At 61.4% G+C, this 16,679-nt stretch carries 12 protein-coding genes; 4 read left to right on the forward strand and 8 right to left on the reverse strand.

The genetic code is table 11. From position 1 onward, the window contains the following. Window positions 1-6 precede the first annotated feature (6 nt). The 3 genes from LOC60_RS10270 to LOC60_RS10280 all read right to left on the reverse strand — a co-directional run bounded on the left by LOC60_RS10270 (window position 7) and on the right by LOC60_RS10280 (window position 4,306). Complete coding sequence (locus tag LOC60_RS10270; protein ID WP_230024846.1) at window positions 7-684, reverse strand: CDP-alcohol phosphatidyltransferase family protein; 678 nt, start codon at window positions 682-684, stop codon at window positions 7-9. 86 nt (window positions 685-770) lie between these two features. Next, entirely contained in the window at window positions 771-3,611 is a 2,841-nt protein-coding gene (locus tag LOC60_RS10275; protein WP_230024848.1) for a fibrinogen-like YCDxxxxGGGW domain-containing protein, read from the reverse strand. 23 nt (window positions 3,612-3,634) lie between these two features. Continuing rightward, window positions 3,635-4,306 carry a hypothetical protein gene (locus tag LOC60_RS10280; RefSeq protein WP_230024850.1) on the reverse strand — a complete coding sequence of 224 codons (672 nt, stop codon included), beginning with the start codon at window positions 4,304-4,306 and terminating at the stop codon, window positions 3,635-3,637. Window positions 4,307-4,683: 377 nt separating this feature from the next. Between LOC60_RS10280 and LOC60_RS10285 the strand changes: the two genes are divergently transcribed. Then, complete coding sequence (locus LOC60_RS10285; RefSeq protein WP_331460803.1) at window positions 4,684-6,000, forward strand: aminotransferase class V-fold PLP-dependent enzyme; 1,317 nt, start codon at window positions 4,684-4,686, stop codon at window positions 5,998-6,000. Next, window positions 6,001-6,450, forward strand: a complete 450-nt coding sequence (sufU, locus tag LOC60_RS10290) for a Fe-S cluster assembly sulfur transfer protein SufU (RefSeq protein ID WP_230024852.1) — start codon at window positions 6,001-6,003, stop codon at window positions 6,448-6,450. It abuts the gene before it with no gap. 50 nt (window positions 6,451-6,500) lie between these two features. Here the strand turns inward: sufU and LOC60_RS10295 are convergent, their stop codons facing one another. The 5 genes from LOC60_RS10295 to LOC60_RS10315 all read right to left on the reverse strand — a co-directional run bounded on the left by LOC60_RS10295 (window position 6,501) and on the right by LOC60_RS10315 (window position 13,903). Continuing rightward, entirely contained in the window at window positions 6,501-7,814 is a 1,314-nt protein-coding gene (locus tag LOC60_RS10295; protein ID WP_230024854.1) for a UDP-glucose dehydrogenase family protein, read from the reverse strand. A gap of 399 nt (window positions 7,815-8,213) precedes the next feature. Next, window positions 8,214-8,774: a peptidase gene (locus tag LOC60_RS10300; protein ID WP_230024856.1), complete on the reverse strand. Its 561-nt coding sequence runs from the start codon at window positions 8,772-8,774 to the stop codon at window positions 8,214-8,216. A gap of 240 nt (window positions 8,775-9,014) precedes the next feature. Further along, window positions 9,015-10,208: a DUF4012 domain-containing protein gene (locus LOC60_RS10305; RefSeq protein WP_231713372.1), complete on the reverse strand. Its 1,194-nt coding sequence runs from the start codon at window positions 10,206-10,208 to the stop codon at window positions 9,015-9,017. Window positions 10,209-10,950: 742 nt separating this feature from the next. Continuing rightward, on the reverse strand, window positions 10,951-12,384 hold the full coding sequence (locus LOC60_RS10310; RefSeq protein WP_331460804.1) for a sugar transferase: 1,434 nt from the start codon (window positions 12,382-12,384) through the stop codon (window positions 10,951-10,953). A 73-nt stretch (window positions 12,385-12,457) separates the two neighbouring features. Continuing rightward, window positions 12,458-13,903 (reverse strand): polysaccharide biosynthesis tyrosine autokinase, encoded by a 1,446-nt coding sequence (locus LOC60_RS10315; protein WP_230024859.1) that lies wholly within the window; start codon window positions 13,901-13,903, stop codon window positions 12,458-12,460. A 231-nt stretch (window positions 13,904-14,134) separates the two neighbouring features. On the opposite strand from LOC60_RS10315, the gene LOC60_RS16205 reads away from it, so the two are divergent. Next, complete coding sequence (locus LOC60_RS16205; RefSeq protein WP_269440179.1) at window positions 14,135-15,250, forward strand: glycosyltransferase; 1,116 nt, start codon at window positions 14,135-14,137, stop codon at window positions 15,248-15,250. A gap of 59 nt (window positions 15,251-15,309) precedes the next feature. After that, window positions 15,310-16,512, forward strand: a complete 1,203-nt coding sequence (locus tag LOC60_RS10325; RefSeq protein WP_230024862.1) for a glycosyltransferase — start codon at window positions 15,310-15,312, stop codon at window positions 16,510-16,512. Window positions 16,513-16,679: the final 167 nt, after the last annotated feature.

Raw genomic sequence — 16,679 nt, forward strand, 5'->3', positions numbered from 1 at the left:
TTCCTTTCACAACGAGACCAAGGTGCGGTACTTGCGGCGCATGGAAGCAGCGCCGGCCAAAAGGTTGAACAGGAACAGGCATCCATAGGCGACGAGGAACGCCTCCTCGCTTCCCCAGCAGGCAAACACCCAGCACAGGACACCTGTATCGGCAGGCAGCAGCAGGAAGGAACGCAGCGGCGACGGCGACGGCTCCGGGCGGTGGTCCGGCCCGTGCCGGCGGACCAGCTGCTCCGCGAGGATCTGGCTCATGAAGTGCCCGGCCGACAGCAGGCAGTACAGCAGCGGCAGCACCAGCACCAGGCGGGAAGCATCGGTGTGGAGAGCCCATCCGCCCAGTACAGCCAGATGGATGGCCGGGGTCCGGACGGCATCCACCACGTGGTCCAGCCATTCACCTGCCGGACCGCCGCGGCCTGTCACCCGTGCCACCTGCCCGTCGGCGGAGTCCAGGACGTAGCCAGCCGCGAGCAGCACGGCGGCAGCCAATCCTGTGATGGCCCCGGGCGGCCGCAGGAGCAGCAGCCAGAGCCCGCACAGGGACAACACGGCGCTCGCTGCCGTCACCAGGTTCGGGGAGACCCGCAGGGCGACGGCGGCAGCGGCGGCATAACGCGCCAGCCGGCGGTTGATCCAACGGGTATAGGCCGGAACACCTGCCCCCGGCTTCTGCGCCTTGTCCATCTGCGCCAGGGCGGCGCGGAAGGACAGTGGCCCATTGGGCTGCCGCCCGCCGGCAGTCGCTCTGCCCCCACTCCGGGTTGCGGACCTCATCGGCGCGGATTCACGGTCGCAGTGAGGTCGAAACTGGTGTTCGGGGTCGCGCGGTAGTTGGAATGGACCTCCGCACTGATCACGTTGGCGCCGGCAGTAAACGCGCTGCCGGGAACAGTGACCACCACGGGTGCGGCCAGGGCTGCGGCCGTTCCGGGGGCGGCGGTGGCATAAGTGTTGTGGTTGGGGGTTCCGGCCGGCATGTTGGCCCGCGCTACCTCCACGCCGTTCACATAGACCACCAGGCCGTCGTCGGCCCTCGTCGTCAAGGTCACCGACGCCAGTTGCGACGGGTCGGAAATCGAGACGGTTTTGCGGAAATGGCTGGAAAGCGGTTTGGTGCCGCCGGCCGTCAGGGTTGTGCCCAGTCCCGTGGTGCCCCAGCCGAACGCGGCCGTTCCGGTGCTCCAGCCCGCGTCATTGAAGGCGGTGCCGGTCCAGCCGGCCGGAGGTGCCTCGCCGCTGAACCGGTACTTCCACTGGCTCCCGGCGGCGATCAGGGACTCGGCGGGTGGAGCAGGTGCACCGCCCCCGGCCGGGACCGCCGCCGCCGTCGTCGCCGAATAATTGCCGGCGGCGTCTGCAGCGCGGACATAGTAACGGGCCCCGGCGACGGCGGGCAGCGAGAAGGTGGTGGCCGTAGTGGTGGCTACCACGCGGTCATTGCGCAGCACATGGTAGAGAGCCGGTGATCCGGCGGCGGCGGACCAGCGGAGTGTGTCGTTTCCGCCGGCGCTGTTGACGGTGAACCCGCCCGGAGTGGAAGGGGCAGTGGCATCGGCGGGGGCAAACCGGGCGTAGCCTCCCGACCACTGGCTCGTGCCGGCGGAGGACACGGAGGACACCAGGTCTCCGCCGGCCCACAGGATGCCGCGGCTGTCCACAAAGGCGGACCAGATTCCGTACCCGGCCCGTCCCTTCATCACCGGGTTGAACGCCGGAATGTACTCACCGGTGCCGGCGTGCCAGGCGCCGATCAGGTTGATTTTGTCCGCCATCTGGAAATTCGATCCGACGCTGGGCCAGGTGGAGGCGCCGCTGTAGTTCCAGTGTCCGCAGTGGCAGGAGCCGTAGACAATGCCGTTGGCCGCGCTGACATCCTGGAAGTCGCCGCCGGACAACGTGATGTTCGTGGATTGGCGGGTGAGGCTGGCGGCGTCGAAGCTGAAGAGGGAGTGCTCCGCACCGCCCACCCATACGCGGTTGCCCACTTCCTCAATGCCCTGCTGGTATCCCGCCCGTTCTCCCGAGCTGGGGACGAAGTTCCAGGGCACAACTGCGGCTCCGGCTTCGGTACGGATGGCCGCGGCCCGGTAGGCGCTGGCCGTGTTTGACGTGCTGAAGTAGCCGGCGGCGTAAAGACGCTGGCCGTCCGCTGCGGGGTCCACGTCCACTACCGTGCCGTTGAAGGCCGGGTTCCAGGTGCCGTCCGGCTGGCCGGTGGCTGCTGCCACCCTTGCTGCGGACCTCGCGTAGACGGGGTTGCCGGCGGCGCCGGTGAGGTGCGTGAAGGCACCGCCGACGTACAGCCAGCCCTCCCGCACCTCGAGGCTGCGGATTTGTACCGCACCGCCGCTGACCCGGTTTTCGACGCCGAGCCGCCACCCCGGGGCGGCGGCACCGCTGACTGGATCTATGGCGGTGACCGCACCGACGGGGGAACCGTCCAGCGTGCTGAAGGTGCCGCCGATGGCAAGGGTTCCGTTGGGGAGTACGGCCAGGGCCTTGACCTGGCCGTTGAGCCGGGGCCGGAAACCCGAAATCCATTCGCCCGTATTCACATCGAAACCGGCGAGGTAGGACTGCTCCACCCGTCCGGTGCCGGCGGAGTCCTTTTGGACGTAGCGGAAGTTCCCCGCCACGTAGACGGTGTTGCCGATCTGCGCGAAGGCCTGCACTTCGGTGTTCAGTTCGCCGGAACCGCCGGCCAGCTCCGCTACACCCCACGCTGTGGGCGCGGCACCGGTCTCCGGGCGGGCCTGCTGGTTGTAGCCGGGTGCACCGGACGCCGGAAGGGCAGCGAACCCCGCGTTGGCCTGGGTCAGCTTGGGCCGCAGGTACATCTGGGTGAACGGGCGCGGGTTACCCGCGGTGGCCGTCTTGGACCAGAGATAGGTGGAGGCCGAGTTCTCGCCGCGGGCCTGGCTGCCGTAGGCGAAGCCCTGCGTCCAGCCCTGCGCCTCGGATTCGGAGGTCACTAGCCGCGCAAAGTTCTGGTCCGCTCCGAAACCGGAGGTCCGGCCACCGGTGAATTCCGTGGAGTCGAAGCTGCCGGAGGTGACCGGGGTGGCCGATCCCAGCGCCCAGGACCAGCGCGGCTGGTTGGCGGTGCGGTACCGCACCTCCTGCCAGCTGCTGCCCGTCGTATCCAGTGCCCGCCGCAGCCGGACGCCGTCCTCCAGCTTGTCGGGTGCCTGTCCGTTGAGCAGCCCGTCAATCAGCGTCGAAGAAAGCTGCCGGGGGGTGAAGGCTCCCGTGCCGGTGACGGTGCCGCGTACCTGGGCGGGAGTCCCGACGCCTTCGTAAAGTTCCTTCCACCCTTCGCGGCCGCGTCCGATAAGCACCCAGCCGCCGCCGTCGGTTACCTGGTCGCAGTAGAACTGCTCCGGAGCGGCCATCGCCGGCGTGAGCAGCCAGTACACACCGGAGGGCGCAGCCGGGTTGGCCTGCTTGATCTCCCAGCAGGAGGCGGCCGCCGATGCCGAGGATGCCCCGTCGACCGCAGCCGGTTCCGCCGTGCTGGCCGGAAGGGCGGTAGCCAGTGTGGCGGTGGTGGCGAGCGCGGCCAGGGCCGCACACAATGCGGCGGATCTCCCGGGGCGGAGCAGGTTTTTCATGGTTAGTCCTTTTGGGCAGGGGATCAGCAGGCAGGGTCGTCCGGAAAACTGTGGGATACGACTTTCCAGACACCGTCGCGTTCCTGGAGGTCGTAGTAATTGAGGGCTGTTCTGGTACCCGGTTCCGCGGCTGCCAGCAGTACCTGCCCGGCCTGGTCCTTCAACTCCATGGCACTGGAGTCGATGCAGATGGACAGCCTCCGGACCGGGCCGCCCTCTGCTTCCAGATCCTGAACCGCCTGCACGGACAGCACTTTGGCCGGACCGGACTGGACCCATCCGTTGTCCTGGAATTCCTCGAACTGTCCCGTGAGCTCGCCGAGCGCGGATCCGTCGGCGATCTGGGAGTAATCCGGTGCGGCCGCTCGGGCGTTTTCGTTCGGGTGCACCTGCATGGCTGCGGCTGTGTCGATGAAGTCCAGCAGGACCTCGCGGGCGGGTTCAGGCAGCTCCTCCAGGGCCGGGGGCGGGGTGCCCTCCGGCACGGGGGCGGCACCGGCTTCGGTGCCGGGGGCCTCGATACCGGTCCCGGGGCTTGCTTCCACAGGTCCGCGGGTAGCAGGCGGCTTTTCGGCAACCGGAGCGGCACCTGACGCGTCGCGGGGATCCGCACTGCGTCCGGCAGCGGGCGGAAGGGTAGTCCAGGCTGCAAAACCGAGAAGGCCGGCCACGACTATTGCCGCCCCGATGTACACGGTGCGTCTTTGGGACGTCCGGGAAGGGCCCCCGGTACCGGTCCGGGGAGGAGACTTACGCATGTGTACCTCGAAATCTATGAGACCTAGGGGTGACCATAGGGAGGCAGCCGTAATCGGGGAAGGGTTTTCCCGCAGGTCAAGAGTCAGACCGCTAAAAACGGGTGGACCGGTGCACTCGATCCGCGTAATTCCGTGCATCTGGACCGGCCCAGGGCTGTACTCACAAGTAACTGCGGAGCCGCACGCCCGGGCAGGGCCGTGGAACTAAGGCTGGACTCAGATGCATCCGGTGTTCACACCGTGGAATGATTAGCGCAGACTTGTTTTGCGTAATGCCCAGAGGGTGTTGGGCGGTCTCTAGTTGAGGAGTATTCGTGCCTGTTGTATCCACTCCCGCCAGCCTGCGCCGTGTCGGCGGTCCCATGGACAACGCCGAGGTGGAACGGATCCGGAACGACTTCCCGATCCTCGACCAGAAGGTGAACGGGCACCGCCTGGTTTACCTGGACTCCGGTGCCACGTCCCAGAACCCGCTGAGCGTGATCGAGGCCGAGCAGGAGTTCTACGAGCAGCGGAATTCCGCTGTCCACCGCGGCGCCCACACCCTGGCCGTTGCCGCCACCGACGTTTACGAACAGGCCCGCGAAACCGTGGCGGCCTTCATCAACGCCCGCCCCAATGAGCTGGTGTGGACCTCCAACGCCACCGAGGGCCTGAACCTGCTGGCCTACTCCTTCTCCAATGCCTCCGCGGGGCGCGGCGGCGAGGCAGCTGCCCGGTTCGCCCTGAAGCCCGGCGATGAAATCGTCGTCACCGAGATGGAGCACCACGCCAACCTGATTCCGTGGCAGGAACTGGCCGCCCGCACCGGCGCGGAGCTGCGCTACATTCCGGTGGACGACGACGGCGCGCTGCGGCTGGAGGAGGCCGAGCGGATCATCGGCCCGCGCACCAGGATCCTGGCCTTTTCCCATGCCTCCAACGTGCTGGGCACCATCAACCCGGTGGGCACCCTGGTCGCCATGGCCCGCCGCCACGGCGCCCTGGTGGTGCTTGATGCGTGCCAGTCGGTGCCCCACCTGCCTGTGGATGTGAAGGCCCTCGACGTCGACTTCCTGGTCTTCTCCGGCCATAAGATGCTCGGCCCAACCGGCATCGGCGCCCTCTACGGCAAGTCAGAGCTGCTGAATGCGATGCCTGTTTTCCTCACCGGCGGCTCCATGATCACCACGGTAACCATGGAGAAGGCCGAGTACCTGCCCCCACCCCAGCGGTTCGAGGCCGGAACGCAGCGGATCTCGCAGGCCATGGCCCTGGGTACGGCGGCGAACTACCTCACCGAGACCGGCATGGACCGCATCCACGCCTGGGAAGCCCTGCTCGGCCAGCGCCTGGTCTTGGGCCTGGAGGCCATTGACGGCATCCGGGTGCTGGGCCCCCGCGCCGGAGTGGAGCGGATCGGCCTGGCGGCGTTCGACGTCGACGGCGTCCACTCCCACGATGTGGGCCAGTTCCTGGACGACCAGGGGATTGCCGTCCGGGTGGGCCACCACTGTGCCCAGCCGCTGCACCGCCGGCTGGGGCTGGTCTCCACCACCCGTGCGAGCACCTACCTCTACAACACCACCGACGACGTCGATGCGTTCCTTGCCGCGGTTGCCGGCGTCCGTCCCTTCTTTGGAGTGAAGTAAATGAGCTCGGACCTGCAGCAGCTGTACCAGCAGATCATCCTGGAACACGCCAAGCGCCGCCGGGGCGACGGGCTGGTTGACGCCCCGGCCGGCATGGCTGCGGGACAGTCGCACCAGCTGAACCCCACCTGCGGTGACGAGATCACGCTGCGCGCCGCCATGGACGGTTCCACCCTGGACAGCATCAGCTGGGAGGGGCAGGGCTGCTCCATCTCGATGGCGTCCGCCTCGGTGCTGACCGAACTTGCGGCCGGTCTGGAACGGGACGACGTACTCCACCTGGTGGACGAATTCCGCACGCTGATGCGGTCGCGGGGCAGCATCGAACCGTATGAGGAAGTGCTCGGCGACGCCGCGGCCTTCGCGGGCGTGGCCCGCTACCCGGCGCGGGTCAAGTGCGCCATGCTCGCCTGGGTTGCCTTGGAAGAAGCGCTGCTGGCGGCAAACTGACGGGTTTCCCGGGGAGCCGGCGCCGGTGGTCGGCGCTCCCGGGCTTAGTGCTACGGCCGGCCCATACCGCGGTAGGTCCAGCCGGCGTCCCGCCAGGCTGCCGGGTCGAGGACGTTGCGGCCGTCGATAATGTTCATGTCCGTGACCAGCGGTCCGACGGCGGCCGGGTCCAGGGCCCGGTATTCCTTCCACTCGGTCAGCAGCACCACGGCGTGGGCGCCCAGTAGGGCGTTTTCGGTGACCGGCTCATAGTTCAGTTCAGGGAAGCGGCCCTTGGCATTCTGGAGGGCCTGTGGATCGGTCACCGTGACCGTGGCACCCTGGAGCTGCATCTGCGCGGCGGCGCTGAGCGCGGGGGAGTCCCGCACGTCGTCGCTCTCCGGCTTGAAGGCTGCACCCAGGATGGTCACCCGCTTGCCCAGCAGGGAGCCGCCGCAGATATCGCGTGTCATTTCGACCACCTTGGAGCGGCGGCGCATGTTGATGGCGTCCACCTCGCGGAGGAAGGTCAGCGCCTGGTCGGCGCCCAGCTCCCCGGCACGGGCCATGAAGGCGCGGATGTCCTTCGGCAGGCAGCCGCCGCCGAACCCGACGCCGGCGTTCAGGAAGCTCCGCCCGATGCGCTCGTCCATGCCGATGGCGTCGGCGAGTGCAGTGACATCGGCTCCTGAGGCCTCGCAGACCTCGGCCATGGCGTTGATGAAGCTGATCTTGGTGGCGAGGAAGGAGTTCGCGGCGGTCTTCACCAGTTCCGCCGTGGCGTAGTCCACCACCATGCGCGGGGTGCCGGCGGAGAGGGGAGTGGCGTACACCTCGTCGAGCGCGGCGACGGCGGCGGTGCCGGTCTCGCCGTCGGGCACGCCGTAGACAAACCGGTCCGGGGAAAGGGTGTCCTGCACGGCGTGGCCCTCGCGCAGGAACTCGGGGTTCCAGGCGAGGACGGCGCCGGGTGCGTCGTCGGCCAGCTGGTCGGCCAGGCGTGCGGCGGTGCCGACCGGGACGGTGGATTTGCCCACCACGATGTTGCCGGGCTTCAAATACGGCGCCAAACCGGCGACGGCGGCGTCCACGTACCGCAGGTCGGCGGCGTATTCGCCCTTCCGCTGGGGAGTGCCCACGCAGACAAAGTGGACATCCGCCCCGGCGGCGTCCGCCAAGTTGGTACTGAAGCGCAGGCGGCCGGTTGCCTGCGATGCGGCCAGGAGCTCTGGCAGTCCCGGTTCGAAGAACGGAGCACGGCCTGCAGCCAGTTCGTCTATCTTGGCCTGGTCGACGTCAATCCCAACAACGTCGTGTCCCAGCTTTGCCATGGAGGCGGCGTGGACTGCTCCCAAATAACCGCAGCCGATAACCGAAAGACGCACATTTCCCCCATTGGTTCGCTAACTCAAAGACCCTAATATCCTATCGCTTCCAAGGGCGCAAGCAGAAACGCAGAGTGGTTCTAGGTACCGCCGGGTCGGAGGACCAGTAGGAATTACTGTTTGCAAGATAAAAATATCGTCATAGCTTCAGTGCCATGAGCACAGCTGAACCGAGGAGAGAATGGCGCCGTAGGCGTCCGCGCCGAACTCGCGGGGAATGGGTCACATATGCAGGGATTGCCGCTCTTGTTCTGGTTACGGCAGTGGTGGTGATATCCGCCCTTGCTCGGTGATCACCAAGAGTGGCGGCAATGAGGGGGAGGGTGGAAACCAAATGGTTTCCACCCTCCCCCTCTTGCATAATAGGTCGGCCGCTGTGAGCGGCTGCGAAGCGGCTAGTTAGGCATTCTTGCGGCGGGCGACAGCCACGGAGGCGACGCCGGCACCCAGTGCCAGGACGCCTGCGGCACCCCAGAGCATCATGGCGGAGTCCGCGCCGGTGTCGGCAAGGCCGCCGTCGGCGGACGCGTTCGCGCCGGTTCCGGCACCCGTACCCTCGGCTTCAACAACGACGGTGCTGGTGACTACCTTGCCCGACTCCACGCCGGTGGCAGTCAGGGTGTAGGTTCCGGGCTCGCCGAGCGTTACCTCAACGGCAAAGTTGCCGGCTGCATCGGCAACGGTGTTGTAGCTGCCAATCTGCTGAGCCAAGATGATCGGGCTGCTGACACCGGTGCCAGCGACCACTGTGGGGTCGTTGGCGTAAGTGGCGGTTACGAGGATTTCCTCGCCGGGGATGAAGCCGACACCGCTGAAGACAACAGTTGAATCGGGGGTGACAACGCTATCGCTGACCGTGCCGGTGGCCGGTGCGGGGTAGCTTTCAAGGGCGCTGGCAGCTCCGGCGCCAACGAAGGCCAAGGATCCGGTCAGGACTAGTGCGGATACGGTTTTTTTCATGTGAGACTCCCCGGTGCAATTGATAAAGACTGTGTGGTTATAGACGGTCGGCTCCCACCAAGAACCCGTGAAACCAAGCCTGGAAATATTTCGATCTACTGATGTGTCCCGGCGCTTCCCAGCATTACCGGTAACCTGCGCCCCTCCGCAACGCTTTTGCGAAGTGGAACGTTCTTACGGTAACAGGTGATGGTCCTACTTCCAAGCGTTGTGTGATAGGCAATCACAAACTTCATATTACTATTCACAGGATTCGCTCGTTTTCGCGGGGAGCACTACGTCTCGAACCGCTTGTACCGAAGGCGTAACTTGGAGCTTTGGTAAAGAATCCTGCACTACTCGGGAAAACTCGAGGTCTATTACTGCTGTTTCTCCTGGGGCTAATTCCAAGGTCACCGTCCCGACGGGCCTCTGGCCGTGTTTACCGGCTCCGAAGGGCACTGCGGTTCCGTTGATCTGGGCTGATTCCACCAAAGCTTGTGCAGGGCCATAGACAACGTAGTTCGTGCGGATGTGTCCGGGTTCCACTCCATACACTCCGGCACCCGTGACGTAGGCCGGAAGTGAGGACGCGGCGTCCTGGGGTGCTGAATTCACTACGGTGACCTGTACGTTGTAGCGGCTGTACCCCTTGGATTCGCAGGTTTGAACAAGTTGCACTGTGCGTGAGGCGTAGTAATCCATTTTCGCCCCAGTCCCATCGTTGAAGTACACACCAAAGTTTGCGCCGCCGGCATTCGGTCCCGTAACGGCACCCGCTAAGGCAGTGGTCGAAATAATGTCCTGCTCGTCATTGTCGCTGGACCATAAATACAGGCGGTGCTCTTGGACACTGGTGATCAACGCCTGGACCAGCTGGCTGCTGTCTCCCTGCCCATCGGTGAATGCAGAGAAAACACTGGCTGCCACGGCAGCGAAGTAGGCGTCTTGAGCGGACGGGTCAGCAATTTCCCGGTAAACGTCGGAGAGGAGAGTGCTGACAACATTGTCCTTTGTCAGGGATAAGGGCAGTGACGTTCCCTCGATTGCTCTTACCACCGCCGGATCGGTGAGATCTACCGGGCCGGTGGCCTCCAAGAGATGGGCCAATACGACTGGGTCCATAGCAAGCACCCCGTCCACGGTTTCCCCTGAATAACGTTCTTCCCACATCCTTTTGGCGGTTTCTGCCGCTGTCGGGAAATGCGGTGTGAGGTTCACGTTCTGCATCTGCGTTCCGAGCCGTTTTGTATACAGTCTTTCCTGCTCTGGGTCGACGTCAAGGGCCGGTCGAAAGGCCTCGATCGCTCCAGCACTACTCTGGTCGCTTAGGCTGATTAGACCATCATTGGTGGTCAGCATTGCCAAAGCTCCCGGAATGCCGCCTGTCGCACGGGCTTCAGCACTGTTCTGCACGAGGACTAGGTAACTACGTTCCCCGTCGCTTCCTAGCATTCCGGGGAGAAGTGTCGCCGCCGAGGAAGCTGTGCTCAAAGCGGAACTGACGGAAGCGAGCTGCTTAGCTGCGGAATCGATGGGACCTGCTACCTCTGGCAAAAGAGTACTGAGATTGATCGAGGACAAACGTTCGTGAGACAACCGGACGGTATTTGCCGCGCTCGAAATAGCGGGAGCCGACGCGTTCAGCTGATCGACGTCAATCCGGCCATCTGTAGGAGAAAGTGCTGCCCAATCTAAGGAATCATATCGTCCAAGCAATGGGGCTACGGCTCGAGCGACGATGTCGTCCGCCGAAACTGCTACTTCCGTTACTGCCTCGAAATTCGGTCCCAGAACGGGAACTACCGATGCAACCTTCCACAAGGGTCCTGTGGTGGTAGACCGCGCGGCGGAGGTCTGTTCCTGCATACTTGTGAACGTTTGCTGAGCCTCGGGATAACTCCCTTCGGTCAACTGGGACCGGAGCTCGGAAGCCAAGGACATAGCTTCCTCTAGTTGACCGCGGACTGTGGATACCTGGTGGGCTAGCGCTAAGGCTACTGAACAAATCAATATCGCAAGTGCGAAAAGGCCCAATCCTAGCCTGATCAGAATCTTCCGCTGGCGCTGGACTGGTGTCCTACGGCCTTTTTTGGGAATTGCGGCATGGGTTGGAGATTTCCCCGTTACGGCGGAGACATCATCATTTCTAGACACGGTCCAGCTTTCGGGATCAAATCGGCGGCGTCAGCCGAGGTCAGTAGGCACCATGACGAGCAAGCACTGCGCGCACGGTCTTTAGCAAAATCGCAATGTCACCTGCTAGGGACCAGTTCTCTACGTAGTAGAGGTCCAGCCGGACAGTGTCGTCCCATGAAAGCAACGACCGGCCACTAACCTGCCATAGGCCCGTTAGGCCAGGCCGCACCAAGAGGCGGCGGTGAACGTGATTCTCGTAGAGGTTTACCTCTACAGGCAATGGTGGGCGCGGACCAACCAAGCTCATAGTCCCATTCAGGACGTTTAGGAGTTGAGGTAGCTCGTCAAGGCTAAACCGGCGCAAAAACCTGCCGACCGTGGTGACGCGTGGATCCGCTTTAATCTTGAATAGCAGTCCATTACCTTCATTTCGACCGCTGAGTTCCTCAAGGCGTGCCTCAGCGTCCACGACCATGGAACGGAATTTATACATCTGAAACGGTCGTCCCTGAGTGCCTACTCGTTCTTGTCTAAACAAGATTGGACCCGCGGAATCAAACCGCACCGCAACGGAAACTGCGACCAGTAGTGGGGAAAGGAAGATCAATAACACTGAAGCTCCAACAAGATCAAATGCGCGTTTCAGGAGCCTCTGACCGTTTCCCAGGTTAGGAGTAGAAACGTGGATTAATGGAAGCCCCGCTACCGGCTGGGTATGGATACGTGGACCTGCAATATCTGTCAGGGCCGGCGCCAGTATCATTTTTACTTGCATGTCCGCGAGCGCCCATCCCAACTCTCTTATCAGCCTAGGAGGAAGGGGGACTCCGCTGGAAAGTGCGACGGCGTCAACGCCGGATTGTCGAACTGCGGTCACGATGGACTCGATTTGGGGGTCCTGCCCCAGGATCGGCAGAGTGATTGTACTGTCCAAGAGGGATTCGGTAGAGGCACCAGGCACATACCCGCCAATAGGTCGGTATCCCGCCATAGGTTGACTGCGCAAAGCCCGGGCAAGATGCTCAACGCCATGTATCCCTCCAATCAGGAGGACGGTAGAACTACTCTTACCGCCACGTCGCTGACCCCGGAGGGTTGCCCTCACCAATGTCCGTGCCAGAATCAGGGAAAATACGCCTGCAGGCAGGGCCACCCCTATGTATCCACGGGCAGTATCCAGGTTGAAGGCATAGGAGACCGTAGCGACCAAGCCGAAAAGCCAAAAGGATGCACTTAACAGTCGCTTGAACTCTTCGGTGCCATAACCCAAAATCGTGGCATCTCGGCTTCCCCAGAGACCCAGCATCGCCCACCAAACAGCCGAGAGGACAACGGTCACTGCGATGTAGGGCTCTCCGTCGGTTGTTATGAGCTCACGTCCACGGGAAGTGCCAAAGCGAAGAATTAGGGCTCCGGACATCGCCCACAACACTACCAATGCATCCACCAAAGCCAGGGCGTGCACGTACTGCTTTCGCCAACTCGATCTCACTGTATGTACTTGTCCCCCCGGTAGTTCACGTGCGGAGCTGCACGCCTATTTGAGATGGTTGCACGAACGATACCTAGGAACGGGCACGCGTCCGGCGAGAAGACTTCATATGGCTACCAGTCGTAGGCCTTGGAACTCGGAATTCTCGGCTCGGTGCCACATCTGGCTTCGTTTCGTAGGAATAATAGGTGTAGGCATAGGCATCTGGACCCTTGGTCGGCAGGAGATTCATCACGACGCCCAGGACATTCGCGTTCACTAAGCTGAGTGCAGACAAGGATTTTTCTAGATCCTGCGTTTTTATCTTGCTAGCTCCGGCCACGATGACGACGCCACCGACCTTTTGGGCTAAGACCGTTCCGTCGGTTACCGGGATCAGTGGGGGAGCGTCAATGATCACAGCGTCAAAAGTAGCCTCGAGCTTGCCTAGGAGGCCTGACATTGCTTCAGACCCAAGTAATTCGCTGGGATTTGGCGGGAGCTGCCCCGAGGTGAGGACATAGAGTTCATTCGGTCCCCACGGCTGCAGCAGTTCTTCTACATCCGCCGATCCAACCAAGGCTGTTGTGAGTCCTGCGCTGCTTTCAAGGCCTAGATACGACGCGACCATCGGGCGCCGTAGATCTGCGTCAACCAGGGCTACTCGCTTCCCAGCCTGGGCCATGGCGATGGCCATGTTCGCTGAAGTTGTACTTTTGCCCTCGCCTGGCAATGAGGATGTGACAAGCATCGTCTTTGAATCACTGCTCACGTTAGCGAATTGAAGATTAGTCCGTATCTGCCGGAAGGACTCTGCACGCGGACTTTGCGCGCCTGCATCGGTCAACAGCGGGTGGTTCGCGGCGTCACTGTCATATGCAACGCCGCCCAAAACAGGCGCGTCTGTTACACGTCTGAGATCGGCCTCGCCTCGGATCTTCGTGTCGAAAGTGTTGCGGAAAGCTGCAACTCCTAGTCCCAGTGCCAACCCTATGAAGAGGCCGATGCCCAAGTTTTGGCTGGTGTTCGGGGACGAGGGAGAGGTAGGTGCGACAGCGGGCGTGACTACTGAAAGTTTGATCGGTGAAGCGCCTCCAGTATTCGGGCTCTCCAAATCTCCTACGACCGTAACGAGGCTATCCGCTACTGCCTGCGCAATCGCAGCTGCCTGCACTGGAGAGGAATCAATGGCGCTAATCGTAATGAGAACGGTCTCGAGATCTGCACTGGCGTTGACGCTCTCTGCCAGCTCGGCCGCCGTTTTAGACAGTCCCAGGCTGTCGATAGCTGGCTGCAGAACCGCAGGGGTCTTTGCCGTTTCAACGTACGATTGAACGCGGGCCTGAGTAAAACTATTCCCTTGTTGCAGTTCCGCCACGCTGCCAGCACTCTGGATGGCCACGAACAGCTGCGTATGTGCGCTATAGGTGGGTCGGGCGAGCAGGGACATACTCGCTGCAGCAAGGACACCCAGCAGAGTGCAGGCCAGAATAACCAGCCAGCTGCGCCGTACTACCCTGCCGTATTCCTTCAGATCCAAGTTCTGCCTTTCGTAACTGCAGTGGATGTTTTTGCCTCAGCAAAAACGCCGACTACCTAATAATTTGGGTTGACATCACCGCCGTCATCGGGACAATCCGAGAAACCTCCGGACCACCTGCCCCTGTTAGAGTATCCATGGTGTTCTTTGAGAACCCAATTAGGTGTCAGGGGAATGCCCGCTTAGCGACTGTCTCTCCGGCTCGACGTGAACTGAAATTGGGGGGACGGCATGCATGATGTGCTTGTGCACGATTGGATCGAGACAAACGGTGGCGCGGAAAAAGTCTTAGATTCCTTGGTAGCGGCGTTCCCTGAAGCGAACGTACTCACGCTCTGGAACGACGCACCCGAAAGGTACCCTGCCGGGAAGGTCATCGAATCGCCCTTGGCTAGGACGCCCCTACGTGGGCGAAAAGCCCTCTCCGTTCCTTTCCAAGCCTTGGCCTGGCCCGCAGCCCTAATGGGGCGAACCCACATCGACCGTGTAATCGTCAGTTCGCATCTCTTCGCGCATCACGTGGGTAGAAATATCCTGAGAGCCAGCGTTCCGAAGTTCGTATACGTCCATACGCCGGCACGCTATGTATGGGAACCCGATCTAGACAAACGTGGGAACCATCCACTTGTCCGGTCCGCGTCAGCTATCCTACGGCCTGTTGATAAGGCGCGCGCTAAGCGGGCTACGTCTCTCGCAGCTAACAGTGAGTTTGTAAGGGATCGCATCGGGCGCTGTTGGGATATGAACTCGACAGTCATCCATCCTCCGGTGGACACGACGCGTATTCGATCGGTCGATAACTGGAACGAAAGACTTACCAGTTCTGAACGAGCTGAAATGGATGCACTGCCCGGTGAATTTATCCTCGGTGCATCCCGTTTTGTTCCCTACAAACGGCTAGATCTGGTGATTGCAGCAGGAGAACTGGTCGACCTGCCAGTGGTACTGGCAGGTTCTGGCCCTGATCTTGAAAGACTCACTCAGATAGTAAGCGAAGCCTCAGTGCCTGTAACGTTCGTTAGCTCTCCGTCCGATGCGATGTTGTTCAGTCTTTACCAACGGGCCAGGGCTTACGTCTTCCCACCGGTTGAGGATTTTGGAATCATGCCGGTTGAGGCTATGGCGGCGGGAGCCCCGGTGCTGTGCAACGTTCTTGGAGGTGCTGGAGAGAGCGTTGGTTTGGCTAATGTGGGCGAGCGCGCGAATTTCTCAGATCCCGCGGATATCAAATTTAAGCTCAGTAAAATCCTAGAGAGTGAAAAGAGGGTCACTCCCAGCTTGATGGATGCCTTCGCACCGGAGCACTTCCAGAGAAAAGTTAAAGCATGGGTCGACCGACTCGACTAAGGATGTGTGGTCCCTGGCGGCTTCATCAGGATGACGACTGCAGATTTACTAGGCGACTAATGGCTGAGGAACACCGTATCTACATGAAAAAAGTCGTAATACTTTCAACCGCTGATTTCGATAGTGCTGTATGGACAAATAAACAACACCTTGCCGTAGGTTTGGCCGAAAATCACAAGGTTGTCTATATCGAATCGCTCGGACTGCGAGAACCAGGCTTCAGCAAGGCAGACTTGTCACGAGCCGCGAAGAAGGCAATTGCTTTTGTTAGTGGTGGCCGTAGCCTGAGCGCCGGTACAGGCGGGGACACGAGGGTGCCCGAGAATATGGAAGTGGTATCTCCGATGGTTGTACCTTTCCACAAACATGGCCTCGTTAGAAGCCTGAATCGTGTACTGCTGAAGCGTCAGCTCCGGGCGCACATCGGGCCAGACGCTGATGCTGCACTACTTTGGACCTTCTCCCCTCTCACGTATGGTCTAGAATCTGCTTTCCGAAGTGTGGTTTACCACTCGGTTGATCTGTTGCATACTTTCCCAGGGATCCCGTCTCAAACTCTCTTGACCACAGAGAAACAGTTGATTGACCGAGCTGATCACGTCATCGCCAGCAGCACGGGTGTAAAAGAGCATTTAGAAACAATCGGTTGTCACAACATAATGCTTTGGGAAAACGTCGCGCATGTGAAAATGTTCATGGAAGCGAGCGCAAACCAACGCAAAGACCAGGCCGTATTTGCGGGTAATCTCACCCTATCCAAGCTCGACATGCAATGTTTTATATCCATCCTCGATAGCGGCCTAAAGCTGGCACTTGCTGGGCCTATTGAAATCGATGGCACGGGCGACTCGTCAGAGCTCACGGAACTAATAAACCATCCCCATGTCACCTACTATGGGAACCTCGCACTGCCTGATCTAGCGAAGCTCTTGGGGGAGTCTAAAGTTGGCTTAATTCCTTATCAAGTAAATTCTTATACGCAGGGTGTGTTTCCGATGAAAGTGTATGAGTATCTTGCAGCTGGCCTCAGCGTTGTATCTACGGCCCTTCCAAGCTTATCCTCCGCCATTCATAACGTCAGCATAGTTCCGGCCGAGGATTTTGGACGGCAGACATTCAGCCGAGTAGCTGCGCATAATGCCGTTGTCGCTGGTCAGAGTTTCGAGACCGCGAAGGGTCACTCGTGGGACTCACGGATCCTGCAGGCCACCGATTTGATCGATACATCGTTGGACCGGACCGGACCCGCCCGTAGCGGGTAGACGTTACGACTGGGAGCACGACCGTTGCGTCGCCTAGTTTTATGGCGATTGAAGATCACATGGCTGGCGCCCCTGGGGGTGAGCCAGACGCACAGAAAGTCCTGCCCCCCTATGGCCTCATTACCGATAGGGGATGAATATCCTGAATACCCTAATATCATGGGCGT

This window comes from Arthrobacter sp. zg-Y769, from assembly GCF_020907405.1.
In the GTDB taxonomy this organism is placed as follows: domain Bacteria; phylum Actinomycetota; class Actinomycetes; order Actinomycetales; family Micrococcaceae; genus Arthrobacter_B.